This window comes from Geotalea uraniireducens (genome assembly GCF_027943965.1).
Lineage (GTDB): Bacteria > Desulfobacterota > Desulfuromonadia > Geobacterales > Geobacteraceae > Geobacter > Geobacter uraniireducens.
In genome coordinates this window covers 2,605,757-2,631,891 of record NZ_AP027151.1, presented here as the reverse complement: position 1 = coordinate 2,631,891, position 26,135 = coordinate 2,605,757, and the positions used below count along the sequence as shown (strand labels likewise).

The following is a 26,135-nucleotide window of genomic DNA, read 5'->3' as shown; positions in this document are numbered from 1 at the left end:
CTTGACGTGCGCGGGATTGCTGCTAGCTCCCGCATTTATTATCCTGGAGCGCGAAGTTGCCGGTAACGGCCTTCGCGCTCCCTGTTTAAGGAGGGAGCACGCGATAATGGAGGATTTCGCCCGTATTGCCGTAGGGACGCTGACGATGCGACCCTATGTGTTCGCCTTTTTCGTCGCCTACCTCGTGGCGGCGGTTCCCCATCTTGGGTGGCGAAGGACATGTCTCTTCACTCTCTTCGGGTATCTGATCTCCTTTACCTCGGAGGTCTGCTCGATCAATACCGGCATCCCCTACGGCTGGTATTATTACATCGACACCACCAGCATGCGGGAACTCTGGATCGCCGGTGTCCCTTTCTTTGATTCACTTTCCTATGTCTTTCTCGCCTACTGCAGCTACACTACTGCGCTGTTGTTCGTGTCTCCCGTCAAAGCGTGGCGCTGGGACCTGGTCACCCTGGAAACCCGCTCGATCCGTCAATCTGTGGCGGTGTTGCTGCTAGGATCGCTCTTTCAGGTGTTTCTCGATATCATCGTTGATCCGGTCGCTTTGCAAGGCCGGCGCTGGTTTCTCGGCCAGATTTACGGCTATCGCGAGGTGGGAGTGCATTTCGGGGTGCCGTTGTCGAACTATCTTGGGTGGTGGCTGGTAAGTATGGTGATGATCTTCGTTCTGCAACGGCTGGCGGCCCGTCCCGTGAAAGCGGATAAGCCGGCCGGCGTGGCGGCGCTGCCGTTTCGCGCCCTTTACGGTCCCCTGTTATATGTTTCGGTGATCGTGTTCAATCTGACGGTGACGGTGGTGATTGGCGAAAAGCTCATGGCGATGACCGGAATCTTCATTTACGTGCTGCCTTTGGTTATGGCGGTCGTTACCATCGCCCGCCGGACCAACCGCTACCGTAAGGAGGAGTTGGCGGAGCATCTGCGGGATTATCCCTATTCCCCTGCCTTGCGCAAGGGGTGATTTCCCCCCTGCGGGTCTTGTGAGTCGAGATAGAGAACGGTTTCCCTAACCGCGAGGGCCAGTTTCTTCCCGGCCAGTTTGCTGTTGCGGGCCAGTCTGATCAGCTGGGGGATGATCCGCGGCTTGCGGATGATGGTGGCGAGTACTTTGCCCGGCCGGATATTCAGTTCTTCGTCGGTAAACTCCTGCAGTGAGAAACCTAGCTCTTCGCCGGCGTCGTCGCTGATCGCCCGCAGCGCAATCAACGGCAGACCGTGACGGTGTGCCAGTTCTGCCAGGGCGGCGGTTTCCATGTCGAGGACCGGGGCAGACATGCCGCCCGGCAGTTTTCCCGCCAGGTTATTCTTGACGAGTATTTGTGTTGAAGTGATGATCTCGCCGACGGTAAGTCGTCCGGTGCCTTCGCTTGCAAGGGCGGCGATCACCGCCTCGTTACAGGGGTGCGCCCCTCCGGGCTGCAGTTGGAAGCCCGACTGACTGTAACGCCAGCTCGAAACGCCGATGACGATGTCGCCGACGTGCAATCCCTTTAGAACCGCCCCCCCAAAGCCGAAGGAGATAATGACGGATGGTGTCGCGGTGGCAAGCAACTGTTCCATGGCGGCGGCGGCATGGTGCTCTCCCATCCCCGACTGGACAAGCCAGACGGTCGAGTCGCCGAGTTGAACCCGGTAGGTGGTGAAGCGACCGACCGACACTTTTTCGACCCGCTCGGCCGCTTTCAAAAGCGGTGCTATCTCTTCGGCCATTGCGGCGATCAGGCCGATGGTTGTGGTGGTCATCAGAAGTCATCTCCAGGAGCTTGCCGGTTAATCTGGTTGTCGCCCGGAAACGGATAGTGTCCCATCCGGAGAGTGCGAACTGGCACTAATCTAGCAGAGCGGCTCCCCGCCGGCAATGCATTTCACTCCTTGACACGGTCAAGCCTTTGCGGTAGCGTAGTACGTCCCACCACAAAGGGACACGTTCTGCAGTAAATCATTCTTCTCAATCATGTACAACCTTGTCGACAGCATTGCTACGGGCGACCGCGTGCGGGGCGTTTTTCGTGCTGGGCGGCGCTGTACTTTTATGGTGCTGATGCCGCCAGACCAGAGAGTAATATGAAAATTACTGCTATTATTCCAGCCCGCTTTGCCTCGACACGTTTTCCGGGTAAGGCACTTGCCGACATCATGGGTAAGCCGATGGTGCAGCATGTCTATGAACGGACCGCCCGGGCTTCGCTGGTTTCCAACGTGATCGTCGCGACTGATGACGAGCGGATTGCCGAAGCCGTCCGTTCGTTTGGCGGTTGCGTGGAGATGACCGCCGCGGACCATGAGACCGGGACAGACCGGCTGGCGGAGGTAGCGTCGCGCATTGATGCCGAACTGATCGTCAATGTGCAGGGAGATGAGCCGCTCATCGATCCGCGGATGATCGACGAGGCGATTGCGCCACTTGCCGAGCGGGACAGTATCCTTATGGGCACATTGAAGAGCAGGATCAAGACTCTTCATGATTTTCTCAGCCCCAACGTGGTCAAGGTCGTGACCGATCGGGAAGGATATGCACTCTATTTCTCCCGGTCGCCTCTGCCCAATTTCAGGGACAAATGGAACGATCTGAAAGACGAGGCGTTTATCTCCGGAAAGCTGCTCTGCTTCAAACATGTGGGACTGTATGTCTATCGCCGGGACTTTCTCCTCGAATATGCCCGCATGGCGCCGACCCCCCTTGAGCTGGCGGAGAAGCTCGAGCAGTTGCGCGCTCTGGAAAATGGTTATCGGATCAGGGTCGTCGAAACTGCCGCCGAATCAATCGGTGTCGATACCCCGAGCGATCTGGAAAAAGTTATCGAGAATCTGACACGGCCCGTCTCGGAACGTTGAGATACTGGCAGCCGTTCTTCATTCACCAGCTATTTGTCTGAGTCAACCAGGAGTATCCAACATGAAAACCAAGTTCATTTTTGTGACCGGTGGCGTGGTGTCGTCCATCGGCAAAGGTCTTGCCTCGGCATCGCTCGGCGCGCTTCTCGAGGCGCGCGGGCTGCGGGTTACCATGCAGAAGCTCGACCCGTACATCAATGTCGATCCCGGTACTATGTCGCCTTTTCAGCACGGCGAGGTGTTCGTGACCGACGATGGCGCCGAGACGGACCTCGACCTAGGTCACTATGAACGTTACACCACGGCAAAACTTTCCAAGCGGAGCAATTTCACTACCGGCCAGGTTTACTTTTCGGTCATCGAGAAAGAGCGGCGGGGAGATTATCTCGGCGGGACCGTTCAGGTGATTCCCCACATCACCGATGAAATCAAGCACAAGATCCTGGAGAACGCCAAGGGTGCCGACGTTGCCATCGTTGAAGTCGGCGGGACGGTCGGCGATATCGAATCGCTGCCGTTTCTGGAGGCGATCCGCCAGTTCAAGGCGGACCGGGGGGCAGGGAACGTCCTCTATATCCATGTTACCCTTGTGCCGTACATCAAAACTGCCGGCGAGATCAAGACCAAGCCGACCCAGCATTCGGTCAAGGAGTTGCGCGAAATCGGGATTCAGCCCGATATTCTGATTTGCCGCTGCGAATGCGATCTGCCGACCGAGATGAAGGCCAAGATCGCCCTTTTCTGTAACGTGGAGGAAAAGGCCGTCATTACTTCGACGGATGCCGAGCATATCTACGCCGTGCCCCTTGCATTGCACCGGGAGGGACTTGACGAACAGGTCGTCGAGAAACTCAATATCTGGACCAAGGCTCCGGATCTGGTCCATTGGCAGAGTGTGGTCGAAAAGCTGCGCCACCCGGAAAACGGCGATGTGCGGATTGCCATCGTCGGCAAATACGTCAACCTTACCGAGTCATACAAATCGCTGGCGGAGGCTCTGACCCATGGCGGGATTGCCAACAACTGCCGGGTGATTCTGCAGTATCTCGATTCGGAAAAGCTTGAAAGCGAAGGACTTGATGGCGTTTTCGACGATGTGGATGCGGTTCTCGTCCCGGGCGGGTTCGGTGAACGGGGAACCGAAGGGAAGATCAAGGCTATCGAATATGCCCGAACGCAGAAGATCCCGTTTTTCGGTATCTGTCTCGGCATGCAAATGGCGGTGGTCGAATATGCCAGGAATGTCTGCGGGCTTGCCGAGGCATTTTCGAGCGAATTCAGGCCGGATTGCACCAATCCGGTCATTCATCTCATGGAAGAGCAGAAGGGGATCAGCCGCAAGGGGGGGACCATGCGTCTCGGGGCGTACCCCTGTAATTTGACCAAGGGAACCTTTGCCCAGAAAGCGTACGGGGCGCTCGATATTTCGGAACGACACCGCCATCGTTATGAATTCAACAATGCCTATCGGGAACTCCTGGCAGGGAAGGGGCTGGTCATCTCCGGCCTTTATCGGGAGGGTGATCTGGTAGAGATTGTCGAGGTTGCCGATCATCCCTGGTTCCTGGGTTGCCAGTTCCATCCCGAATTCAAATCGAAGCCGCTCAGCCCGCATCCGCTCTTCAAGGCGTTTGTCACGGCAGCGCTTGAGCAGCGGAAGCGGCGGGGATAGATCCGGAAGTTCGCTCTGCACGGTCAGTTCCGCCTGGAGGCGGGAGGGAAACAATTATGACGAAGGAAATTTCGCTCGGAAGTGTGAAGATTGGCGGTGATCGACCCCTGGTGCTGATTGCCGGCCCCTGCGTGATCGAAAGCGAAGCGGCGACCTTGCGGTGCGCCGAACGGTTGATGACGCTGTGTAACGGCCTTTCCATCTCACTGATCTTCAAAGCCTCGTACGATAAGGCAAACCGGACATCGCTCACCGCATTTCGCGGGCCCGGCATGAAGGAAGGGTTGCAGATCCTCAAAAAGGTCAAGGAGTCGCTCGGCATACCGGTTCTTTCCGACATCCACTCCATCGAGCAGGTCCAGCCGGCGGCCGAGGTGCTCGACATCCTCCAGATCCCTGCTTTCCTCTGCCGGCAGACCGATCTGATCGTCGAAGCCGCCCGGAGTGGCAAGGTCGTCAACATCAAGAAGGGGCAGTTCCTTGCTCCCTGGGATATGGAAAACGTCGTCGGCAAGGTGGTGGCCACCGGCCACGACAAGATCATCCTGACGGAGCGTGGGGTCTCGTTTGGCTACAACAACCTCGTTTCCGACATGCGGAGCCTGCCGATCATGCGTCGCTTCGGTTATCCGGTAGTCTTCGATGCCACGCACAGCGTGCAGTTGCCGGGTGGACAGGGGGGCTCGTCCGGCGGACAGCGCGAGTTCGTCGAATATCTCGGCCGGGCGGCGGTTGCCACCGGTGTCGATGGAATTTTCATGGAGGTCCACGAAGATCCGGAAAAGGCCCTCTGCGACGGGCCGAATTCAGTGCGCCTCGATGATCTGCCGATCCTTTTGAAAAAGCTCAAGGCAATCGATGCCATCGTTAAGGGACCGGCGCCGCGAACCGACCGGTGAATGTCCGTCATGCAATTGCCCCCGCGGTAGTTTGCCGGGTACGCCGCATTGTCGGCGCGGTGAGACGGTTGCCCGCGATGGGCGTGCAGCAAATTCATTTGATAAAGTGGATGTGTCATGATTCTTGAGGAAGCACGCAAAGTTATACGTATCGAAGCAGAAGCGCTCCTGACCCTGGCCGATGCCATCGATGGCGATTTCGAAAAGGCGGTCCGGTTGATCCTTTCCACCAAGGGGCGGGTGGTGGTCACCGGCATGGGAAAGTCGGGACTGATCGGACAAAAAATCGCCTCGACCATGGCATCGACCGGCACTCCCGCTTTCTTTCTCCACCCGGCGGAAGGAATCCATGGCGATCTCGGGATGATCATGAAAGGAGATGTGGTCATTGCCATCTCCAACAGCGGCGAGACCGAAGAGGTGGTGCGCATTCTGCCGATCATCAAGCGCCTCGGGGCATCGCTCGTCGCGATGTCCGGCAACCGATCTTCCACCCTGGCAAAGGCCGGCGACGTATTCCTCGATATCTCGGTCAAGGACGAAGCCTGCCCTCTGGGCCTCGCCCCCACGGCGTCGACAACGGCAACCCTCGCCATGGGGGACGCCCTCGCTGTGGCGCTGCTCATCGAACGGGGATTCCGGGCCGAGGACTTCGCCCTGTTCCATCCGGGTGGTGCACTCGGCAAGCGGCTCATCCTTCGGGTGGAGGACCTGATGCACACCGGCACGGCCATCCCCCTGGTTGATGCGGCAACGCCGATGAGTGACGCCCTGTTCGAGATAACCGCGAAGGGGCTTGGGGTTACCGGGGTAACGGCTGCGGACGGTGCGTTGGCCGGAGTCATTACTGACGGCGACCTGCGCCGGGCCCTCGGCAAAGGGCTGAATGTCCTTAACCTTCCCGCCAGGGAACTGATGTCGCCCAATCCCAAGCGGATCAATGCCGGAGAACTGGCTGCCAAGGCCCTGCAGATGATGGAACAGCACTCGATAACTTCACTTTTTGTCTTTGGCGATGCAGGCGGTGAGCAGCCGGTCGGCATCATCCATCTTCATGATCTGCTCAAGGCGGGTATTGCGTGATGCGGGAACGTCTCCGGAATATCAGGTTACTCCTCCTCGATGTCGATGGTGTCATGACCGACGGCCGGATCATTTTTGATTCCAATGGCATCGAGAGCAAGTTTTTCAACGTTAAGGACGGTCACGGAATCAAGATGGTGCAGCGCGCCGGCATCGAGGTCGGCATCATTTCCGGTCGTGAGTCCCAGGTCGTTACAAATCGGGCTGCCGAACTCGGCATTTCCCTCGTTTATCAAAAGTCCCTCGATAAATTGACCCCTTACCAGGCGATTCTTACCCAGACGGGACTCAGCGATTCCCAAGTGGCGTATATGGGCGACGACATCATTGATCTGCCGCTCCTGCGCCGGGTGGGAGTTGCCGCTGCTCCGGCCGATGCCGTTCCCGATGTCCTCCCTCACGTTCATTTCGTAGCCAAGAACCGCGGTGGCTGGGGAGCAGTCCGGGAAGTCTGCGACCTCCTCCTTAAGGAGCAGGGGCGCTGGGACGAAATTACCGCCCGTTACTTCCGTTAGGCCAACACCCCTTTTGCTCTCCGCCTCCCTCCCCGGGGCAGTTGCTTGATCCGGCTGTCATTTTCCTAAAGCCATCCTCCCCTTGGTCGAAAAGATACTAGGTGCAGCCACCGCCAGGTGGCCGGGCGCCGCTCGTGGCAGGCACGATTGCCTGCTTCCGCGCTGGTGGAGTGCCGGTAGTTGTGCCGTTACAAAGCGTGCTTGCCGGTGTTGCTCTCAGGTTAGTACGCAGATAATGCTTGTGCCGATGTCTAACTTGTTGATATTATTGTGCGTGTTTGAGCGTCTCTCCCGCATCTCGTCTCCTCAGGCAGCCAAAAAGGTACAAGGTAGGTGTGCTTATGATGAACAAGACAAGCGGTAATCTTGTTGTGGTGGATGACGATCCCTATGTGCTGGAGAGTCTCTCGTCGCTCCTGATGAATTTCGGGTACTCGGTCCGGGCCTTTCTCCGGGGTGGCGATGCGGTCGCCTATTTTGCCAAGAGCGGCGGCGATCTCGTCCTGACCGATATCAACATGCCCCAGATGACGGGGATTGAGTTGCTGGAAGCCGTCCATCGCCATGACCGGGAGGTGCCGGTAATCCTCTTGACGGGGTATGCGGAATTTTCCGTGGCGGTCGAGGCAATCAAAAAGGGTGCCTTTGATTTTATTATCAAGCCTTACGATCCGCTTTACCTGTTTCACGCCATTGAGAAAGGGATCAACTACAAGCGGCTTCTTCAGATCGAAAAGAACTACAAGGCAGAGCTAGAAGAGACCGTCAAGCAGAGAACACAGGAGCTGGCGGATACCCTCCGCATGCTCACCGAGATGAGCACGGAAGTGGTGAAACGTTTGACGGCAGCTGCGGAACTGCGCGACGAGGAAACCGGCGCCCATATTTCGCGCATCGGCATGTATGCGAACCGGATCGCCCACTTCTTGGGAATGCCCGATGGGTTCGTCGAGAATATCACGCTCGCCAGCGCCATGCATGATATCGGCAAGATCGGCATTCCCGACTCGATTCTGTTTAAACCGGGGCCGCTTAATGATCTTGAATTCGCGACGATTCGCAAGCATACGGTGATCGGGGCGAAAATCCTGCAGGGGTCCGCTTACGCAATGCTCCGGATGGCCGAGTCGATAGCTCTCAACCATCATGAACGATGGGATGGCTCGGGGTACCCTAACGGGCTGCGGGGGACGGATATCCCTGTCGAGGGGAGGATCGTCATGCTGGCTGATCAGTATGACGCGTTGCGGAGCCGGAGAGCCTATAAACCCTCCTTTGACCATGAGACGGCGTACAAGATTATTGTCAGCGGCGATGGCAGGACACTGCCGGGACATTTTGATCCCGAGGTGCTCAGGGCCTTCAAAGAGCTTGCTACCCAGTTCGATGACATTTACAGCGGTTTGCTGGATGCTGCCGATAAAGATGTCCCCGAATCGACTCCTTCCTGGCTCAGGTCGACGAATTAACTTTTCAATCTCCATGCCAATTTGTCGTGTTGGCCGCATAATCCCCTTTACAGGGGTGGGGTGAGATGGTATACTGCCCCCGGCAAATATGGCAAAGATCAATAAAATCAGGCATGTTCTTGCCACAATCATAATTCTGGCAATTCTCTATCTTGCGGTATCCTTGGTGCTGAAACTCACCCAGACTATGCCACAAGACACGCGATTGCCGGTGCTCCCACGGAACATCGAACTTTCACTTAATAATATCCACTATTCTGAAGTGAAGGATGGGGTCAAAAAGTGGGAGCTTTTTGCCGACAAAGGCGAATTTGACAAAGCGAAAAATGTGACTCTGTTGATGGCGGTCCGCTTTGTACTTCCCGATACCGGCAGGAACGGCACTATCACCCTGACTGCCGATCATGCCGAGTATCAGAACGAGACGAAGAACGTGACCCTGTCCGGGAATGTGTTTGCACGCAGTGATTCAGGAATGGAATTTACCACGTCCCGGGTATTTTACGATGCCTCCCGCGCCCTGGTCACTTCACAGGATCGGGTGCGCTATACCGATGGTCGCTTGACCGTCGAGGGGATCGGTATGGAGCTAGCCGTGCGAACGAAAAATGTCAAAGTTCTCAGGGATGTCCAGGCAATCGTCACTACCGGTAAAAAAGGGTAATATGAGACGGGTGTTTTTTGTCGTTTTGCTGCTGTCGCTGCTTGGCGGTGAGGTCTTTGCCGCCCAGCCGTTGTCCGGCGACCGTGGTGGGCAACCGATAACGATCAAGTCGAACGAACTGGCCACCGACAGCAAAAGCAGGACTGCGACCTTCTCTGGTAACGTGACGGCGCGGCAGGGAGATCTGACCATTTACGCCGACCGCCTGACGGTTTATTATCTCGCCAAAGGTGGCGAGGTCGAAAAGGTTGAAGCCTCCGGAAATGTGCGGGTAGTTCAGGGCGACCGCCTGGCAACCGCGCGCGAGGGGGTTTATCTGAACAAAGAACAGAAAATTGTTCTCACCGGTGAACCCAAGGTCTTTCAGGGAGAGAATGCCGTTTCCGGCAAGGTCATAACGTACTACGTCAACGAGCAGAAAAGTGTGGTGACCGGTGGTGCCGATGCACGGGTAGAGGCCGTCATCCATCCAAAGGAAAAAGGGAAGGATGACGGGAAAAAGCGCTGATGATATTGTTCTCCGGGCGCAGGGGCTCAAAAAGGGGTTCGGCAAGCGCATCGTGGTAAACGGTGTCGATCTCCGGGTTGCCGCCGGTGAAGTCGTTGGTCTGCTGGGGCCCAACGGGGCTGGCAAAACCACTACGTTCTACATGGTAGTGGGCCTTTGTCGACCCGATGCCGGACACGTTTTCCTCGGCACCGAAGAGATTACGGGGCTGCCGATGTACCAGCGAGCCCGGCTCGGCATCAGCTATCTGCCCCAGGAGCCGTCGGTGTTCCGAAAGCTGACCGTTGAGGAAAACCTCCTGGCCGTGCTGGAAACCATGGATCTGGCCCCCGTTGAGCGACGAGAGCGGGTTGCGGAGCTTTTGGGCGAATTCAAGATTACCCATATTGCCCGAAGCAGAGGATATGCCCTTTCCGGTGGGGAGCGACGGCGAGTGGAGATCGCCAGGGCGCTGGCCACCAACCCGTCGTTTATTTTGCTTGACGAACCTTTCGCCGGGATCGATCCGATAGCGGTGCTCGACATTCAGGGCATCATAACCGAACTCAAAGAGCGGGGGATCGGCATCTTGATCTCGGACCATAATGTTCGGGAAACTTTGGGCGTTTGCGACAGCGCCTATATTATGAACTCGGGGACGGTCATCGAATTCGGCGACCCGGCGACGATAGCCGAGAGCAAGACAGCGCGTGAGATATATCTTGGGGAGAAGTTCCGGTTGTAGTGCGAGGGAGCATCCTTTTCGACTCCCTCGGCGATCTGACCACGTGGGATTCTGTAACGACTTTTAGCTTTTGAGGGTAATTCTGCCATGGCCATCGAAATGCGCCAACAGATGAAAATGACCCAGCAGCTGGTGATGACTCCCCAGTTGCAGCAGGCGATAAAGCTTCTTCAGCTTTCCCGGCTCGAACTTCAGGATCTCGTGCGCCAGGAAATGGAGGAGAATCCTGTTCTTGAGGAGACTCTGGAGGTTGAAGAGCCCAAGGAACAGGATCAACTTGAAGCCGCCGAAAAGGAAGAGCCGCCGGTCAGCGACGATAAGGAATTTCATGAGGTGAAGGCCGGCGAGGAGACGCTTCGCGACACCGATTGGGACAGTTATCTCGAAGGCTACAATTTCACCGCGGGCGAACAGTATTACGACGACGACGAACGGCCGTCGTACGAAAACATCCTCACCCGGAAAGGTACGCTGACCGATCACCTGCTGTGGCAGCTTAACCTGACCAGAATTACGGAGGAAGAACTCCGGATCGGCACCGAAATCATCGGCAACATTGATGAGGACGGTTATCTGCGGGCGTCAGTCGATGAACTGGCGCTTGCCTGCGGTATTGACGGGGCGATTGCCGAAGCGGCGTTGAAGAAAATCCAGGAATTCGACCCGATGGGGGTGGGTGCCCGGGATCTGAAAGAGTGCCTGTTGATCCAGATCGAGCAGCTCGGGATGACAGGGAGTGTCGTCGAAGGGATCGTCAGCAACCATCTGCAGGATATGGAAACCCGTAAATATCGCCAGATTGCCAAGGCGCTGGGTGTCGAGATCAACGATGTGCTCGTTGCCGCCAAGGTTATTGCCGGGCTCGATCCAAAACCCGGTCGTCTTTACGGCTCCGAAGAAGTGCATTATATTTCCCCCGATATTTTCGTCTACAAAATTGCCGACGATTATGTCGTCGTGTTGAATGATGAAGGACTTCCCAACCTCCGGCTGAGCCCGTTCTATGCGAGCGACCTGAAGAGTGGCGGGCAGATAGATGCGAAGGCGGAAGAGTATATCAATGATAAGGTGCGCTCCGCGATGTGGCTCATCAAGAGCATCCATCAGCGGCAGCGGACGATCTACAAGGTTGCCAAGAGCATCGTCAAATTCCAGCGCGAATTTCTTGATCGCGGCATCGAGTATCTCCGGCCGCTTGTCCTCCGTGACGTTGCCGAGGATATCGGCATGCATGAGTCGACGATCAGCCGCGTGACAACGAACAAGTACATGCAGACCCCCCAAGGGCTGTTCGAAATGAAGTATTTCTTTAACAGCGGGATCTCGACAACCGAAGGCGATTTTATCGCCTCCGAAAGCGTCAAGAACAAGATCAAGGAGATCGTCGAGGCCGAAGACCCCCGCAAGCCTTACAGCGACCAGCGGATTGCCGAACTGCTCTCAGCGCACAACATCAATATCGCCCGGCGGACGGTGACCAAGTACCGCGAGATGCTGCGGATCGGCTCGTCATCCGAGCGTAAACGACATTTTTAATCGCCGGACAGTTAATTGTGATGTGTCGGGTTGAAGGATCGCTTTTTCGTGATTTAACTTGAAGAAGAAGAGTACTGCCCCCGGTACATATTTACCGTAAGGAGGAAGTTATGCAGATCGCAACAACATTCAGGCATATGGAACAGAGTGACGCGCTGAAGAGCTATGCCGCCGAGAAACTGGAGAGGGTAAAGAAATATATTGATGAGCCGATTGCCGCTCAGGTTTTTCTGACCGTCGAGAAAATTCGTCATATGGCAGAAGTTACCCTTACCGCCAAGGGAATTACCATCAAGGCCGCCGAAGAAACCAATGATATGTATGCGGCGCTCGATGCGGTGATTGACAAGATTGAGCGCCAGCTCCGCCGTTACAAGGAGCGGCTCAAAGATCACAAACCGTCGACGGATACCCGTTCCATCGAGGTTCAGAAGAGCATCGTTACCGCCGAAAGCATCGAGCAACAGATTGCTCCGGTCATTATCCCGAGCAAAACCATCTCGATCAAGCCGATGTCGGTGGAAGAGGCCGTTATGCAGATGGATCTCTTGCATAAGGATTTCCTCGTGTTCACCGATTCATCCACCGAAGCGATCAACGTTGTTTATCGTCGTAAGGATGGCAATTACGGGCTGATCGAGCCGACCCGCAAATAAATCCGCCGCCGCGCCGCCGCCGGGCGGCGCGGCCCCGCAATCTCCATACCCGTGGTGAGGATGTCCGTCTTGAACACCATCAGCCTGTCAATTGAAGATCTCCTCAAGGATACGGAGTATGGCCTCGAACTTACGCTGCTTGCCGGAGCCGCCGGAATCGGGCATCGTGTTTTCAGCTCCCGGATTCAGAAGCCCGGCCTCGCCTTGACCGGCTATACCGAACATCTCCACCCAGACCGGGTGCAGGTGCTCGGGAATACCGAGATATCCTATCTTCGGGCGATTCCTGCATCTCAGACGGAGCAGAACGTTGTCAAGCTCTGCCAGTTTCCCATTTCCTGTTTTATTGTCACCAAGGGGCTGGAGCCTCCCGACATCCTCAAGCGTGAGGCGGAAAAGGCAGGCATACCGTTACTCGTTTCACCCCACCAGTCGTCGACATTTATCTCCCTGATCACCAAGTTCCTCGAGGAACGGCTGTTGCCGACAACGCATATCCATGGCGTTCTGGTTGACGTTCTGGGGGTTGGGGTGCTGCTCGTGGGGAAAAGCGGAATCGGCAAGAGCGAGTGCGCTCTCGACCTGGTCATCCGTGGACATCGTCTCGTTGCCGATGATGTCGTCTATGTGAAGAAGAAGATGCCGGCCGCCCTAGTGGGGCAGGCTGCCGAGGCGATCCAGTACCATATCGAAGTTCGCGGGCTTGGCATCATCAATATCAAGAACCTCTTCGGGGTTTCCTCGATTCGCGAAAAGAAGATTATCGAGATGGTGATCGAGCTGGTGGAGTGGGATGCCGAGCAGGAGTATGATCGTCTTGGCCTTGATGACGAAGTGTACACGATCCTCGACCTTGAACTTCCCTACCTGAAAATCCCGGTTCGCCCCGGACGCAACCTCACCTCGATTATCGAAGTGGCGGCGCGAAATCATCTGCTGAAAGGCATGGGGTATCATTCTGCCCGGGAATTCCACGAAAAGCTGCTGGCACGAATGGATGTGCGCCCGCTCGGGGACGAGGTTGAATAGCCGATGCGCGTTCTGATCATCACCGGTCTTTCCGGCTCCGGTAAATCAACGGCGGTGCGGGTTCTGGAAGATGAGGGCTACTTCTGCGTCGACAACCTGCCTGTATTGCTGTTCCCGACAATTATCGATCTGGTGCAGAAGACCGGTGAAGGCGTGCCGGGCGTTGCGCTGGTGATGGATATCCGCGGCCGGGATTTTAGCAAAGGGTACGAAAAAGTCTTCCAGGAGATCGGCGAATCCGGCCACTCCATCGAAATCATCTACTTCGATGCAACCGATGAGGTTCTGATTCGGCGTTTTTCAGAGACTCGCCGCCGCCATCCCGCCTTGGAAAGCGGGTCGGTGCCGGAAGGAATCCGGTTCGAGCGCGAACAGCTTGCCGGCTTGCGGCGCCTGGCCACCCAGGTGATCGATACGTCGGAGTTGAATGTCCATCAACTCAAGGAATTGGTGCAGATGCGGGTGATGGACGGCAGTGGCCCGCGGCGAATGACGATTCATCTCCAATCGTTCGGTTATCGTTTCGGGATACCTCTTGAGTCGGATCTGGTGATGGATGTTCGCTTTCTGCCGAATCCCTACTTCGTGCCGGATCTGCGTTCTTTACCGGGGATCGATGCCCGGGTACGGAATTTTGTGCTGCGGCAGGAGGCTACCAGCAAGTTCCTGGAGAAATTCAAGGAGCTGTTGGCATTCCTAGTCCCGGCTTACGAGCGGGAGGGAAAATCGTATCTGACGATCGCCATCGGCTGCACCGGTGGTCGTCACCGGTCGGTCGCCCTGGTCGAGGAGCTGCGCGAATCGTTTGCCGCACAAGGTGTAACGGTTAAAATCACCCACCGTGATATGGAAAAAGGATAAAGATTATGGTTGGTTTAGTGCTTGTGACCCATGCGAATATTGCCGGCGAACTGCTGCGGGCTGCCGAGATGATTGTCGGCCCGATCGATCATGCCGAGGCTGTCGGAATCAGTTCCAGCGATCAGGCCGATTCGATCATGGAGGAGATTGCGGCGGCCGTCAGCCGGGTGGCCGAGGGGGGGGCGGTCATTATGACCGACATGTTTGGCGGTACCCCGTCCAATATGAGCCTTTCGCTGCTCGAAAGCGACCGTATCGAGGTGTTGACCGGCGTTAACCTGCCGATGGTAATCAAGTTTGCGGCCGAGAGAGGAGAGGGGAACGTGACAGAACTCGCCAAATCGCTCAAAGAGTGCGGCCGTGAAGCAATTGCAGTAGCTGGAGATTATCTCAGGTAACAAGGGGAAGTGGCATAATGCTCGTTCGGGAATTTACCATCGTCAACAAGCTGGGGCTCCATGCACGAGCTTCGGCATTACTGGTGAAAACCACCAGCAGATTCGGTTCCGAGATCAAGATCGCCCGCGAAGGCGTTGAAGTTAACGGTAAAAGCATCATGGGGATCATGATGCTGGCAGCGGCGATGGGGACTGTCATCACGGTCAAGGTCGACGGTGAGGACGAAACTGAGGCGATGGCCGCCCTGGAAGAAATCATAACCAATGGCTTTGGCGAGGAATGACAAGATATCTCTCTCGGGGATAGGGGCTTCACCCGGCATTGCCATCGGCACGGTCCGGCTGACTGATCGGAGTCGTGTTGCGGTAGTGGAGAGTGCCATCTCCCCTGAGCAGGTGCCGGTGGAAATCGAGCGGTTCAGAGCGGCACTTGCCAAGGCCCGGCACGATCTCGAAGCGCTTAAGGAGCAGATTGCCGCTACCAAGGGCCATGAACATCTCTACGTCATTGATACCCACCTGTTGATTCTCGAAGATTCCATGCTTGTCCAGGGGACTGTTGACCTGATCGGGGTGGAACGGATTAACGCCGAAGCTGCACTCAAAAGAAACCTGCTTAAATTCAAAGATTTTTTTGCCAGCATAGAAGATGAGTATCTGCGTGAGCGGGTCGTCGACGTAGAGACGGTCATTGAGCGGATCCTGCGGAATATGGTCGGCAAACGCCACGAACCGATCAGTGCCATCGACGAAAAGAAGGTGGTTATTGTCGCCCACGATCTGTCCCCTACTGATGTCCTGCAGATTGACAAGAGCAAGGTCGTCGGCTTCATTACCGATCTCGGCGGCCGGACTAGTCATAGCGCCATCCTGGCCAGGGCCCTGGAAATCCCGGCTGTCGTTGGCTTGGAAGACCTGACCGGCGAGGACCTCGATGGATTGCCGGTCCTCATCGACGGTACCGATGGCACGGTAGTGATCAATCCCGACCAGGAGACGTTCCGTGACTATCTACGCCGCAAGCAACATTACGAATATATCGAGCAGGAACTCAGAAAACTGAAAGATCTTCCTGCCGAGACGACCGACGGTTATCGGATCGCCCTGCTGGGCAACCTGGAGTTTCCCGAAGAAGTCCCCTCGCTCAAGGAACATGGCGGGCAAGGCGTCGGCCTTTACCGCACGGAAATGCTGTTTCTGAATCGCGCCGGCGGAGCCGACGAGGATGAGCAGTTTCGTGCCTATGCCGCCATGGTTGCTTCGCTGGCTCCCCTTCCGGTGACCATTCGGACGCTCGATATCGGCGGTGACAAAATTGCCGCCGATCTGCATCTCGAAGATGAGATGAACCCGGCCCTCGGATTGCGGGCCATCCGCCTGTCGCTGCGCCGGCCGGAGCTTTTCAAGACCCAGTTGCGGGCGATCCTGCGGGCCAGTGCCCTTGGCACAGTCCGCATCTTTTTCCCGATGATTTCCGGGATCGAAGAGATTCGCCTGGTCAAGGTGTTGCTGGCAGAGGCCAAGGACGAACTGCGCCGCGCAGAAATCCCTTTCGACGAGGCTATCGAGATCGGCATCATGATCGAGATCCCGTCGGCGGTGGTCATTGCCGACCTGCTAGCCAAGGAGGTTGATTTCTTCAGTATCGGGACCAATGACCTCATCCAGTACACTCTGGCCATCGACCGCACCAACGAGCATCTGGCCCACCTGTTCCAGCCCCTTCATCCCGCGGTGCTCCGGTCGCTGCGGTCGGTTGTCGACGCGGCACATAACGCCGGGATCCGCGCCTGCATGTGCGGGGAGATGGCCGGCGAGCCGGCGTACTTGCCGGTGCTCCTCGGGCTCGGTTTCGACGAACTGTCCATGAACGCTGCGTCCATTCCCCGGGTCAAGAAGATCCTGCGCCGCGCCGCCAAGACTGACGCCGAGCGTCTCATCGCCACTCTCCTGACGTTTTCCACGGTGGCTGAAGTCGAGCAGTTCCTCAAGGCGGAAATTGCCGCCCGTTTTTCGGAGAGTTTCGACTGATTTTTTCGCCCCTTCCGTCCCTTTCTCCCTTGACAAAACGGGCTGGCCGCCCGTACAATTCCTCTTCTTTGAGCCAGAAAAAGCGTAAAAATGCGTGAGGAGGAATAACGTACGATGGAAATGAAAGATTACATTTTCACGTCGGAATCCGTTTCCGAAGGGCATCCGGACAAGGTTGCCGACCAGGTATCGGATGCGATTCTCGATGCGATTATCTCCCAGGACCCCCGTGCCCGGGTCGCCTGTGAAACCCTCGTGACGACCGGGATGGCGGTGATTGCCGGTGAAATCACCACCAGCGCCGTTGTCGACTACCCGAAGGTGGTTCGCGAAACCATCAAGGATATCGGTTATAACGACTCCGCTATGGGGTTTGACTGGGAGACCTGCGCCGTCCTCGTTTCGATTGACAAGCAGTCCCCGGATATCTCCCAAGGGGTCACCGAAGGAGAGGGGATGTTCAAGGAGCAGGGCGCCGGCGATCAGGGATTGATGTTTGGTTATGCCTGCGATGAAACCCCTGCGTTGATGCCGATGACCATCATGTATGCCCATCAGCTTACCCAGCGGCTGGCTGAAGTGCGGAAAAACGGCGTACTCAACTTCCTCCGTCCCGACTCCAAGTCGCAGGTTTCGATCCAGTATGTGGATGACAAGCCGGTACGGGTCGATACGGTGGTCATCTCCTCGCAGCACACCCCCGAAGTCTCCCATGAAACCATCAAGGAGGGGATTATCGAGGAGGTGGTCAAAAAGATCATTCCGGCGCAGCTGATGGATGACAAAACCCGCTTCCTGATCAACCCGACCGGCCGCTTCGTCATCGGCGGCCCGATGGGCGACTGCGGCCTTACCGGCCGAAAAATTATCGTCGACAGCTACGGTGGGCACGGCGCCCATGGTGGTGGGGCTTTCTCCGGCAAGGACCCGTCCAAGGTCGACCGATCGGCTGCCTATATGGGCCGTTACGTGGCAAAGAACCTGGTGGCCGCCGGCCTCTGCAGCAAGTGCGAAGTCCAGGTCGCCTATGCCATCGGGGTTGCCGAACCGGTGTCGGTGATGGTCGATACGTCGGGTACCGGCAAAATCCCGTCCAAGCGGATTGCCGAGATCGTCCGTGAGGTCTTCGATCTTCGTCCCCGGGCGATTATCGAGCAGCTCGACCTGCTCCGGCCGATCTATCGCAAGACTGCCGCTTACGGCCATTTTGGCCGGGAGCTGCCGGAATTTACCTGGGAGCGGACCGACAAGGCGGAGATTATTCGTCAGAAGGCGGGGCTGTAGGCCGCTGGCGATCAGGATAATTGACGGTACATGCCGTGCGACGGGCCGGGGGAGGTGTTCCCTGGCCCGTTTTACTTTCAGGAGGGGTGGCGGTTTAGGACGGTACTTTGTCAGCTCCCCCGCGGGTGAAGCGGTAGCCGACGCCGCGGACCGTCTGAAAATAGACCGGTTGCGCCGGATTGGGCTCGAAATACTTGCGGAGGCGCACAATAAAATTGTCGAGGGTCCTCGTTTCGGTGTCGGAGGTATATCCCCAGACGTTTTCGAGGATATCTTTCCGCGTGATTGCCTGCCCCTCGCGCTGGAAGAAGAGGGCGAGCATCTTGACTTCGAGTTCGGTCAGGTCGATCTCGCCCTGGGCGGTCCGGGCGTGGTACGAAAGCAGGAATATCTCGTTGTCGCCAAAACGGTATCCCTCTTCGATGGGTTCGGGACGATACCAGGAAGAGCGGCGGAGCATGCCACCGACCCGGAGCAGGAATTCGCTGAGACTGAAGGGCTTGGTCAGGTAATCGTCGGCACCGCTCTGTAGCCCGATGACCCGGTCGCCTTCATCGGCCCGGGCAGTGAGAATGAGGATCGGCACCCTGGCATCCATGGTGCGGACCCTTTCACAGACCGTGAAGCCGTCGATACCCGGCAGCATGACGTCAATGATCAGCAGGGCAAAGCGGTCGATAGCCAGCCGTTCGAGCGCTTCCTCGCCGCTCTCGACGTGGCTGACCCGATACCCCTCCTGCTCCAGGTTGAAGCAAATCCCCCGGGCGAGATGCATTTCGTCTTCGACGAGCAGGATATGCGGTTGCTCTTCCGCCATGGCCGTCCTCTCAATCGACCAGCGGGATGGCCAGGTGAAAGCTGGTCCCCTTGCCGATTCCGCCACTGGTTGCGGTGATGGTCCCCCCGTGTTCCCTGATGACCGTCTTCACGATGTACAGCCCGAGGCCGGTGCCGCGGATATTTTCCCCCTGGCGCCGCACCCGGTAGAACATTTTGAAGATTTTCTTCAGCTCATCCGCTTCGATCCCCTTGCCGTTATCGCTGAAGGTCAACAGTCCATACCGCCCTTTGCGCCGCAGCACGACCTGGATTTCCGGGGAGGTGGGGCTATAGAGGATGGCGTTCTCGAACAGGTTGCGCAGAGCGGTTTCCATCCCGTCCGTGTCGATCGCCGCCCGCAATCCTTCCTGGATGTCGAGACCGATGCTCCCTCCCTCGGGAAGTTTACTCCGCTGCTGCTCCAGATAGCGGGTGAGGAAAGCTGAAAAATCGATCACCGGATACTGGGGAGCACGCCGGCGCTGCTCGATCTTGGCCGCCATCAGAAAATTGCTGATCAGGTTATCGAGCCGCTCGATGTCTTCCAGCATGGTGTCGAGAAAGCGCTCCAGTTTTTCGGGCGGCGGCTTGCGCAGCCTGATGGTTTCCAGATGGAGCTTGATGGAGGCGAGGGGTGATTTCAGTTCGTGGGTGACCTGGGAGATGAACTCTTTCTGCTCCCGGTAGAGGGTCGACTGGCGGCGCCAGAAAAGGAAGATCACGTAAACGCCGGCCAGAATGATCACCAGCAGGATCAGCCCTTCGACCAGGACCACCCAGTCGAAGCCGCGGCCGAGCAGTTCCGGGCGGTAACGCTCCGCCAGGGCGCGAAACTCCTTGTGCCGGCCGACAAACCAGTAGATCCAGAAAAAGACCAAAAGCCCCCAGACAACCTGGATGCCGATCAGGGCGTAGAGCGGAGTGAACAGTCTCTTGAGCCATCTCATGGCTTTGATGTAACACCCCCCCGGCGAGTTTGCAAGCGGTTTCCTTTTACATAACTATTACACCGGCCATGTTCGCCTTTCTGCTATCTTTACTGGGACGATATCCACTCTGGCAAGGGGATCGAAATGATCGGACCGTTGAAGATCGGTAAACATGAAGTACAGTATCCGCTCATTCAGGGCGGGATGGGGGTACGCATCTCGGGGTGGCGGCTGGCTGGCAGTGTGGCTGCCTGCGGTGGCGTCGGGCTGGTGGCCGCGGCGGGGATTTCCCTGAACAGCGGGCTCTTTACCGGCGACAACTTCCTCCAGTCCAATCCGGCCGCTCTGCGGGAGGAGTTACGCAAAGCCTATACCCTGGCTCCCGCGGGGGTTATTGGCGTCAATATCATGGTGGCCCTTACCGATTACGAAGAGCTGGTCCGGGCGGCTATCGAGGGTGGCGCCAAAGTCATCGTCTGTGGTGCCGGCTTGCCGCTCTCGCTCCCCGAACTGACCGCTCACGCTCCCGATGTTGCCCTGGTGCCGATCGTCTCGTCGATCCGGGCCGCCCAACTGATCGCCAAAAAATGGGAAAAAGGTTTCGCCCGGCTCCCCGATGCCGTGGTCGTGGAAGATCCCGATACTGCCGGCGGCCATCTGGGAGAGAAGCTGGAGAACATTGGCACCGGCAGCTACGACCAGTATGGGACGGTACGTGCCGTCAAGGAATTTTTCCTGGCCGAATACGGCCGGCAGATGCCGGTGATTGCCGCCGGTGGCATCTGGAGCCGGGAAGATCTTCACCATGCGCTGGCGGAGGGGGCTGACGGAGTTCAGATGGCCAGCCGCTTTGTCCCGACGGTTGAGTGTGATGCGGATGACACCTATAAGGAAGCCTATCTTCGCTGTCGTAAGGAGGATATCGGCCTGATCATGAGTCCGGCCGGACTGCCGGGCCGGGCGATCATCAGCAATCAGGAGCAGATTGTTCTCCACGACCAGTTGCAGGGGACAATGTGCAACAATGGCTGTCTGAAGAAGTGCTCGTACAAAGAAACCGGGGAACGGTTTTGTATTGTCAGTGCCCTTGATCGAGCGCAACGGGGCGATGTCGAATCGGGACTGGTATTTTGTGGCTCCAATGCCTGGAGGGCTGAACGGATCACCACGGTTCGGGAGGTCTTCGACGAGCTTTTTGCCGAACAACAGGTTGGCGAGGAGGCGGCATAACGACCGATAATGCTGCACGTTGCTGGTATTTTACCGCGATGATGTTATTCTCTTCCGTAACCGGCATTTGCTTGGGACGAAAGTCTGTCATTTATTTCGCGTTCGGGTAAGGGGGGGCTATGAAAAGATTCGTGTCGATCGTGGTTGCAGGGCTCTTGTTGATGATGACGTCGGCGGCGATGGCCGCGTCGGACGGAAAGGGGACGAAAGCCGAAGCAAAGGCACTGGTGGAAAAGGCAATTGCCTACGTCAAGGCCCATGGCAAAGAGAAGGCCTTCGTCGAGTTCAGCAATCCGAAAGGGCCGTTCGTCAAGGGCGATCTCTATATCTTTGCCGTTGGCTTTAACGGGGTCTTTCTTGCCCATGGCGCCGACCCGTCGCTGATCGGCAAGAATCAGCTTCAGTCCAAGAATGAGAATGTCCGGCTCGTGACCATCGGCCTGATCGAAACCGCCCAGAAAGGCGGCGGCTGGTACAATTACAAGTGGCCAAATCCGAAAACGCACGTCATGCAGCGCAAGTCCTCGTTTATCAAAAAGGTTGACGACTCGGTCTTCATCGGCTGTGGTGTGTATTATTAATCAGTCAATCTCCGCTGTAACCGCCCTCCGGCATGCTGCCGGAGGGCTTTTTTGTGTCGGGGCCGATTCTCTTTTGACCGTCACTGACGGACATGATATATAAAACAGTCAATCTGCAGAGCAACGGAGGATAAACAATGGTTTCAACGGTAAATCCGGGTGCCGCAACGGCGGCCGGGGATTACGTGGTAAGCGACATTGCGCTGGCCGGCTGGGGACGGAAAGAGATGACCATCGCCGAGACAGAAATGCCGGGGCTGATGGCGATTCGCGAAGAGTACGCGGCTGCGCGGCCGCTCAAGGGGGCCCGTATCGCCGGGTCGCTCCATATGACCATCCAGACGGCGGTATTGATCGAAACCTTGGCCGCTCTCGGTGCCGAGGTCCGCTGGGCATCGTGCAACATTTTCTCCACCCAGGACCATGCGGCTGCCGCGATCGCGGCCAGCGGCATTCCGGTCTTTGCCTACAAGGGTGAGTCGCTGGAAGAGTACTGGGAGTTCACCCACCGGATTTTCGAATGGAATGACGGCGGTACGCCGAACATGATCCTCGACGATGGCGGCGATGCGACGCTGCTGGTGCACCTCGGGAGCGCGGCGGAAAAGGATTCAACCGTCGTGGCCAATCCGACCTGCGAAGAGGAAGAGTATCTCTTCGCTGCCATCAGGAAGCGGTTGGCGACTAAGCCCGGTTGGTACACTAAGCTGGCGGAAAACATCCGCGGCGTCACCGAGGAGACTACCACCGGTGTTCACCGTCTCTATCAGATGCACAAGGAAGGGCGGCTGAAATTCCCGGCGATCAACGTCAACGATTCGGTCACCAAGTCCAAGTTCGACAACGTTTACGGTTGCCGCGAATCGCTGGTCGACGGTATCAAGCGGGCCACCGACGTGATGGTGGCCGGCAAGGTGGCGGTGGTCTGCGGTTACGGCGAGGTCGGCAAGGGGAGCGCCCAGGCGCTGCGCGGGCTGCAGGCCCAGGTCTGGGTCACCGAGATTGATCCGATCTGCGCCCTGCAGGCAGCCATGGAAGGGTACAAGGTCGTGACCATGGAGTACGCCAGCGACAAGGCGGATATTTTTGTCACCACCACCGGCAATATCAACGTCATTACCCATGAGCACATGAAGCGGATGAAAAACAACTCGATCGTCTGCAACATCGGCCATTTCGACAACGAGATCGAGGTTGCCTCCCTGCGCCAGTACCAGTGGGAGAACATCAAACCGCAGGTCGATCATATTATCTTCCCCGACGGCAAACGGATCATTCTGCTGGCCGAGGGACGGTTGGTCAACCTGGGATGCGCAACGGGGCACCCCTCCTACGTGATGTCCTCCTCCTTCGCCAACCAGGTGCTCGCCCAGATCGAACTCTTCTGCAATCCCGGGGAGTATCCGGTCGGGGTCTACATCCTCCCCAAACACCTGGATGAAAAGGTGGCCCGGCTCCAGCTTTCCAAACTGGGGGCAATGCTCACCGAACTGACTGATCAGCAGGCGGCGTATATCGGCGTGCCCAAAGAAGGCCCGTACAAGCCGGAGCATTATCGCTACTAACCGTTTTCGTGACAATTGAGCAGCACAAAAAAGCCGCCGCGGTGTAAGTCGCGGCGGCTTTTTTGTGCCGGAGCGGCAGCGAGCGGAAAGTTCTCAAGCTTTGCCGCCGCCGGTCGATAGGAAAAGGGATTGCCTGCGCGGGCCGATCCCGTGCGGCACGATTCTGAATCTTGAGGGAGGAACGGATGGGAATGAGAACATTGATCGGGAGCATGGTGCTGCTTCTGGCGACGGCAGCTTCTGCCCGGGCGATGGGGATCGAGGCGGCCGTCGGGGTCTGGAACCAGTCGCCGCGGGGAGATATTGCCTATCAGGGGACCAGTCTCGACCTTAAGAACGAATTGAAGTATGGCAGTGAAACTCGCCTGATGGGGCGGATCAAGGTGGAGACGCCGTTCTTTCTCCCCAATCTTTATCTGATGGCGACGCCGATGGAGTTTAAGGAGCAGGGAGAAAAGAGCGGGACCTTCGATTTCGGCGGCACCACTTTTTCCGGCAACGTTCCTTTTACCTCGAAGCTGCGCCTCGATCATTACGACCTGGGACTGTACTGGGGGGTGCCGTTCCTGAAGAGCGCTACGGCCGGCATATTGAATGTCGACCTCGGCGTCAATGCGCGGCTTGTCAATCTGAAAGCGGAGATCGTCCAGGGGACGACCGCCGAATCGAAATCGTTGATCGTGCCGGTGCCGATGGCCTATGCCGCTGTCCAGGTCAAGCCTCTCTCATGGCTGGCTGCCGAGGGGGAGGCCCGGGGCGTTGCCTATGGCAAAAACCGTTATTTCGACCTGATTGCCCGCGGCAAAGTGATCTTTTTCAACCATCTTTTTGCAGCTGCCGGCTACCGGTACGAAAAGCTGAAAATCGACCAGAGCGACGTCCAAGCCGATACGAATTTCGGCGGACCGTTCGGCGAGGTCGGCTGCCAGTTCTGAAGCTATCTCCTTCACGTGGGAAAGGCCGCCCGACAGTATCGGGCGGCCTTTTTTTTCGTCAGAATCTGGTGAGTCGCTCTTGACTATATCCTCAGGCGTTTCCGACCAGCTCCTTCAGTTCGACAATCAACTCTGCAAGGAAATCATACCCCTTCTGCCAGAAGTGGGGATCGGCCAGGTCGATGCCGGCAGGACGGACCGTGTCGGCCGGTGATCGGGAGCCGCCGCTGGCAAGCAGGTCGATATAGGTGGGTATGAAGGCCGCTCCCTCGTCCAGGTACTTCTGGTAAAGGGAGAGGACGAGCAGTTCGGCGAAGGTGTACGAATAGCAGTAGAACCGGGCGTGGATGAAGTGGGAGATGTAGCTCCATCCCCAGCGGTACGGTTCGATCATTTCCACCGCGTCGCCGTACAGTTTACCGTTTTCCTCCCACCAGAGGTCGCCGAGCCGGCCGGCGGTGACCAGCCCTGCCTGCCGTTCCAGGTGCAGCCGCTCTTCGAAACGGGTGAGCACGTTCTGACGGAAGGTCGTGGCGATGATATCCTCGATCTTGGCGCAGAGAAGGGCGATCTTTGTCCGGTGCTCCGGTTCGCGGTTCAGCAGGAAACGGGTGAGGAGCATCTCGCCGAAGACTGAAGCTGTCTCGGCCAGGGGGAGCGGCGCATGGTAGTTGAGCATGGTCTGCCGCTGGGCGAGGACGAAGTGGAGACCATGCCCCAGTTCGTGGGCCAGTGTGGCGACGTCCCGCAGGTTGCCGGTGAAGTTGAGCAGCACGTACGGGGGGAGGTGCGGAGTCATCCCCATGCAGAAGGCCCCCCCCGATTTGCCGGGACGGGGGAGGACGTCGATCCGCCGCTCGGCGAAGAAGGCGGCGACGATCGAGCGGAAGTCAGGATTGAATTCGCCGTACGCCGCGAGAACCAGTTCCCGGGCTTCGTCAAAGGTGAAGCGCCGGCCGGTTTCGCCGACCGGCGCGTAGATGTCGGTGTTTTTCAGCTTCGGCAGGCCGAGCAGCTGCGCCTTGAGCCGGAAATAGTCGCGGGCCAGGCCGTAATTGGCTTCGGATACTTCCATCAGCCGGTTGACGACCTCTTCGGGGAGCTCGTTGCCAAGGTTGGTCGGCTCCATCGGGTGGTGGTAGGCGCGGAGCTCCAGTTCCTGGCCATGGTCGAGGGCGATGGTGTTGAAGATGGTGGCAAGAACGATCCCTTCTTCTTCGTGGCGCCGCAGGAAGGTGGAGAAGGCCTGCTCCCGTACCGTGCCGTCAGCATGATGGAGCAGTCCCAGCAGCTCTTCGCCGGTGAATTCCCGCTCTTCTCCCTCCAGTTCCATCCGGTAGCGTAATGAGGAGGTGAGCTCGTCGAACAGCCGGGAGAACGCCTCGGCACCGGTCAGGTTCTTCAGCTTGAGCAGCTGCTCTTCCCGCTCCTTCAGGGTGTGGCGGCGAAAGCGCCGGACACTGTCCAGGTAGTGACGGTAGGGAGCGAGCTCCGGAGTGGCTGCCAGCTTCGCATAGCGCTCGTCGGGGATATCCATGATCTCCAGGTCGAAAAAGAGCAGTTCGCGGCTCATTCGGTTGCCGAATTCGGCGGTCCGCTGTGATAGTCTCTTGTTGTCGTCGTCCTCGGCATCGGCGGCGAACAGGAGATGGGCATACAGTTGGGGTTTGAGCAGCAGTTCGTTGAGCCGCTCGTAGGCCGTGAGCGCCGCCGTGAGCCCGGCGTCGTCGAGCAGGGTGACCTTCCCCTGGTACTTTTCGCGGAAGGCGCCCGCCTCACGGGCCCCGGCGGTCAGGTCGTCCGCCAGTTCCGGGGCGGTTGGAGCGGTATACAGTGCAGTGGTGTTCCAGAGCAGGCGGGTAATGTCGGTCGTCATCGGTTCCCTCGCAAAAAAATGGGAGCACGG

The 26,135-nt window shown here is 57.5% G+C and carries 26 protein-coding genes; 22 read left to right on the top strand and 4 right to left on the bottom strand.

The annotated features are described in order from the left end of the window. Positions 1 to 106: 106 nt before the first annotated feature. Positions 107 to 967 (top strand): carotenoid biosynthesis protein, encoded by an 861-nt coding sequence (locus QMN23_RS12335; RefSeq protein ID WP_281999627.1) that lies wholly within the window; start codon positions 107 to 109, stop codon positions 965 to 967. Here the strand turns inward: QMN23_RS12335 and QMN23_RS12330 are convergent. Further along, the gene (locus tag QMN23_RS12330) at positions 940 to 1,749 is read right to left on the bottom strand and encodes a phosphorylase (protein ID WP_281999626.1); all 810 of its coding nucleotides are present in this window, start codon (positions 1,747 to 1,749) and stop codon (positions 940 to 942) included. The two genes, QMN23_RS12335 and QMN23_RS12330, sit on opposite strands and share 28 nt — an antisense overlap. Positions 1,750 to 2,070: 321 nt before the next feature. Between QMN23_RS12330 and kdsB the strand changes: the two genes are divergently transcribed. The 17 genes from kdsB (at position 2,071) to metK (ending at position 18,170) form a co-directional block, all read left to right on the top strand. After that, positions 2,071 to 2,841 (top strand): 3-deoxy-manno-octulosonate cytidylyltransferase, encoded by a 771-nt coding sequence (gene kdsB, locus QMN23_RS12325; RefSeq protein ID WP_281999625.1) that lies wholly within the window; start codon positions 2,071 to 2,073, stop codon positions 2,839 to 2,841. A 61-nt stretch (positions 2,842 to 2,902) separates the two neighbouring features. Then, complete coding sequence (locus QMN23_RS12320) at positions 2,903 to 4,513, top strand: CTP synthase (protein ID WP_281999624.1); 1,611 nt, start codon at positions 2,903 to 2,905, stop codon at positions 4,511 to 4,513. A gap of 56 nt (positions 4,514 to 4,569) precedes the next feature. Continuing rightward, entirely contained in the window at positions 4,570 to 5,412 is an 843-nt protein-coding gene (gene kdsA, locus QMN23_RS12315; protein WP_281999623.1) for a 3-deoxy-8-phosphooctulonate synthase, read from the top strand. A gap of 117 nt (positions 5,413 to 5,529) precedes the next feature. Then, positions 5,530 to 6,495 (top strand): KpsF/GutQ family sugar-phosphate isomerase, encoded by a 966-nt coding sequence (locus QMN23_RS12310; protein WP_281999622.1) that lies wholly within the window; start codon positions 5,530 to 5,532, stop codon positions 6,493 to 6,495. Further along, positions 6,495 to 7,010 (top strand): KdsC family phosphatase, encoded by a 516-nt coding sequence (locus QMN23_RS12305; RefSeq protein WP_282003891.1) that lies wholly within the window; start codon positions 6,495 to 6,497, stop codon positions 7,008 to 7,010. Before QMN23_RS12310 ends, QMN23_RS12305 begins: the two co-directional genes overlap by 1 nt. A 341-nt stretch (positions 7,011 to 7,351) precedes the next feature. Further along, positions 7,352 to 8,479: an HD-GYP domain-containing protein gene (locus QMN23_RS12300; protein WP_281999621.1), complete on the top strand. Its 1,128-nt coding sequence runs from the start codon at positions 7,352 to 7,354 to the stop codon at positions 8,477 to 8,479. Positions 8,480 to 8,567: 88 nt separating this feature from the next. Then, positions 8,568 to 9,143: an LPS export ABC transporter periplasmic protein LptC gene (lptC, locus tag QMN23_RS12295; protein WP_281999620.1), complete on the top strand. Its 576-nt coding sequence runs from the start codon at positions 8,568 to 8,570 to the stop codon at positions 9,141 to 9,143. A gap of 25 nt (positions 9,144 to 9,168) precedes the next feature. Next, positions 9,169 to 9,651, top strand: coding sequence for a lipopolysaccharide transport periplasmic protein LptA (gene lptA / locus QMN23_RS12290; RefSeq protein WP_348835180.1), 483 nt, complete (start codon positions 9,169 to 9,171; stop codon positions 9,649 to 9,651). Next, positions 9,632 to 10,375: an LPS export ABC transporter ATP-binding protein gene (gene lptB / locus QMN23_RS12285; protein ID WP_281999618.1), complete on the top strand. Its 744-nt coding sequence runs from the start codon at positions 9,632 to 9,634 to the stop codon at positions 10,373 to 10,375. The genes lptA and lptB overlap by 20 nt, the downstream gene beginning before the upstream one ends. Before the next feature lie 87 nt (positions 10,376 to 10,462). Beyond that, entirely contained in the window at positions 10,463 to 11,911 is a 1,449-nt protein-coding gene (rpoN, locus tag QMN23_RS12280; protein WP_281999617.1) for an RNA polymerase factor sigma-54, read from the top strand. 110 nt (positions 11,912 to 12,021) lie between these two features. Then, a complete protein-coding gene (gene hpf / locus QMN23_RS12275) occupies positions 12,022 to 12,567 on the top strand; it encodes a ribosome hibernation-promoting factor, HPF/YfiA family (RefSeq protein WP_281999615.1) in 546 nt (181 codons plus the stop codon). A gap of 69 nt (positions 12,568 to 12,636) precedes the next feature. Beyond that, positions 12,637 to 13,596: an HPr(Ser) kinase/phosphatase gene (gene hprK / locus QMN23_RS12270; RefSeq protein ID WP_281999614.1), complete on the top strand. Its 960-nt coding sequence runs from the start codon at positions 12,637 to 12,639 to the stop codon at positions 13,594 to 13,596. A gap of 3 nt (positions 13,597 to 13,599) precedes the next feature. Continuing rightward, positions 13,600 to 14,457, top strand: coding sequence for an RNase adapter RapZ (gene rapZ, locus QMN23_RS12265; RefSeq protein WP_281999613.1), 858 nt, complete (start codon positions 13,600 to 13,602; stop codon positions 14,455 to 14,457). A 5-nt stretch (positions 14,458 to 14,462) separates the two neighbouring features. Continuing rightward, on the top strand, positions 14,463 to 14,855 hold the full coding sequence (locus QMN23_RS12260; protein ID WP_281999612.1) for a PTS sugar transporter subunit IIA: 393 nt from the start codon (positions 14,463 to 14,465) through the stop codon (positions 14,853 to 14,855). Between the two features lie 17 nt (positions 14,856 to 14,872). Next, complete coding sequence (locus QMN23_RS12255; RefSeq protein ID WP_281999611.1) at positions 14,873 to 15,139, top strand: HPr family phosphocarrier protein; 267 nt, start codon at positions 14,873 to 14,875, stop codon at positions 15,137 to 15,139. Next, entirely contained in the window at positions 15,120 to 16,886 is a 1,767-nt protein-coding gene (gene ptsP, locus QMN23_RS12250) for a phosphoenolpyruvate--protein phosphotransferase (RefSeq protein WP_281999609.1), read from the top strand. Before QMN23_RS12255 ends, ptsP begins: the two co-directional genes overlap by 20 nt. Before the next feature lie 114 nt (positions 16,887 to 17,000). Further along, positions 17,001 to 18,170, top strand: a complete 1,170-nt coding sequence (gene metK / locus QMN23_RS12245) for a methionine adenosyltransferase (RefSeq protein WP_281999608.1) — start codon at positions 17,001 to 17,003, stop codon at positions 18,168 to 18,170. Between the two features lie 94 nt (positions 18,171 to 18,264). On the opposite strand, the gene QMN23_RS12240 is transcribed toward metK, so the two are convergent. Together QMN23_RS12240 and QMN23_RS12235 are read right to left on the bottom strand one after the other, a co-directional pair. Beyond that, positions 18,265 to 18,987 carry a response regulator transcription factor gene (locus tag QMN23_RS12240; protein ID WP_281999607.1) on the bottom strand — a complete coding sequence of 241 codons (723 nt, stop codon included), beginning with the start codon at positions 18,985 to 18,987 and terminating at the stop codon, positions 18,265 to 18,267. A 10-nt stretch (positions 18,988 to 18,997) separates the two neighbouring features. Beyond that, positions 18,998 to 19,936 (bottom strand): sensor histidine kinase, encoded by a 939-nt coding sequence (locus QMN23_RS12235; protein WP_281999606.1) that lies wholly within the window; start codon positions 19,934 to 19,936, stop codon positions 18,998 to 19,000. Between the two features lie 126 nt (positions 19,937 to 20,062). Here QMN23_RS12235 and QMN23_RS12230 point away from each other — a divergent pair, with 126 nt between their 5' ends. The 4 genes from QMN23_RS12230 (at position 20,063) to QMN23_RS12215 (ending at position 24,229) form a co-directional block, all read left to right on the top strand. Continuing rightward, the gene (locus tag QMN23_RS12230) at positions 20,063 to 21,148 is read left to right on the top strand and encodes an NAD(P)H-dependent flavin oxidoreductase (protein WP_281999604.1); all 1,086 of its coding nucleotides are present in this window, start codon (positions 20,063 to 20,065) and stop codon (positions 21,146 to 21,148) included. A gap of 119 nt (positions 21,149 to 21,267) precedes the next feature. Beyond that, on the top strand, positions 21,268 to 21,729 hold the full coding sequence (locus tag QMN23_RS12225; protein WP_281999603.1) for a cache domain-containing protein: 462 nt from the start codon (positions 21,268 to 21,270) through the stop codon (positions 21,727 to 21,729). Positions 21,730 to 21,866: 137 nt separating this feature from the next. After that, a complete protein-coding gene (ahcY, locus tag QMN23_RS12220) occupies positions 21,867 to 23,294 on the top strand; it encodes an adenosylhomocysteinase (protein WP_281999602.1) in 1,428 nt (475 codons plus the stop codon). Positions 23,295 to 23,485: 191 nt separating this feature from the next. Further along, positions 23,486 to 24,229, top strand: a complete 744-nt coding sequence (locus QMN23_RS12215; protein ID WP_281999600.1) for a TIGR04219 family outer membrane beta-barrel protein — start codon at positions 23,486 to 23,488, stop codon at positions 24,227 to 24,229. Positions 24,230 to 24,320: 91 nt separating this feature from the next. Here QMN23_RS12215 and QMN23_RS12210 read toward each other — a convergent pair whose 3' ends face one another. Next, the gene (locus tag QMN23_RS12210; protein ID WP_281999599.1) at positions 24,321 to 26,105 is read right to left on the bottom strand and encodes a M3 family oligoendopeptidase; all 1,785 of its coding nucleotides are present in this window, start codon (positions 26,103 to 26,105) and stop codon (positions 24,321 to 24,323) included. Positions 26,106 to 26,135: the final 30 nt, after the last annotated feature.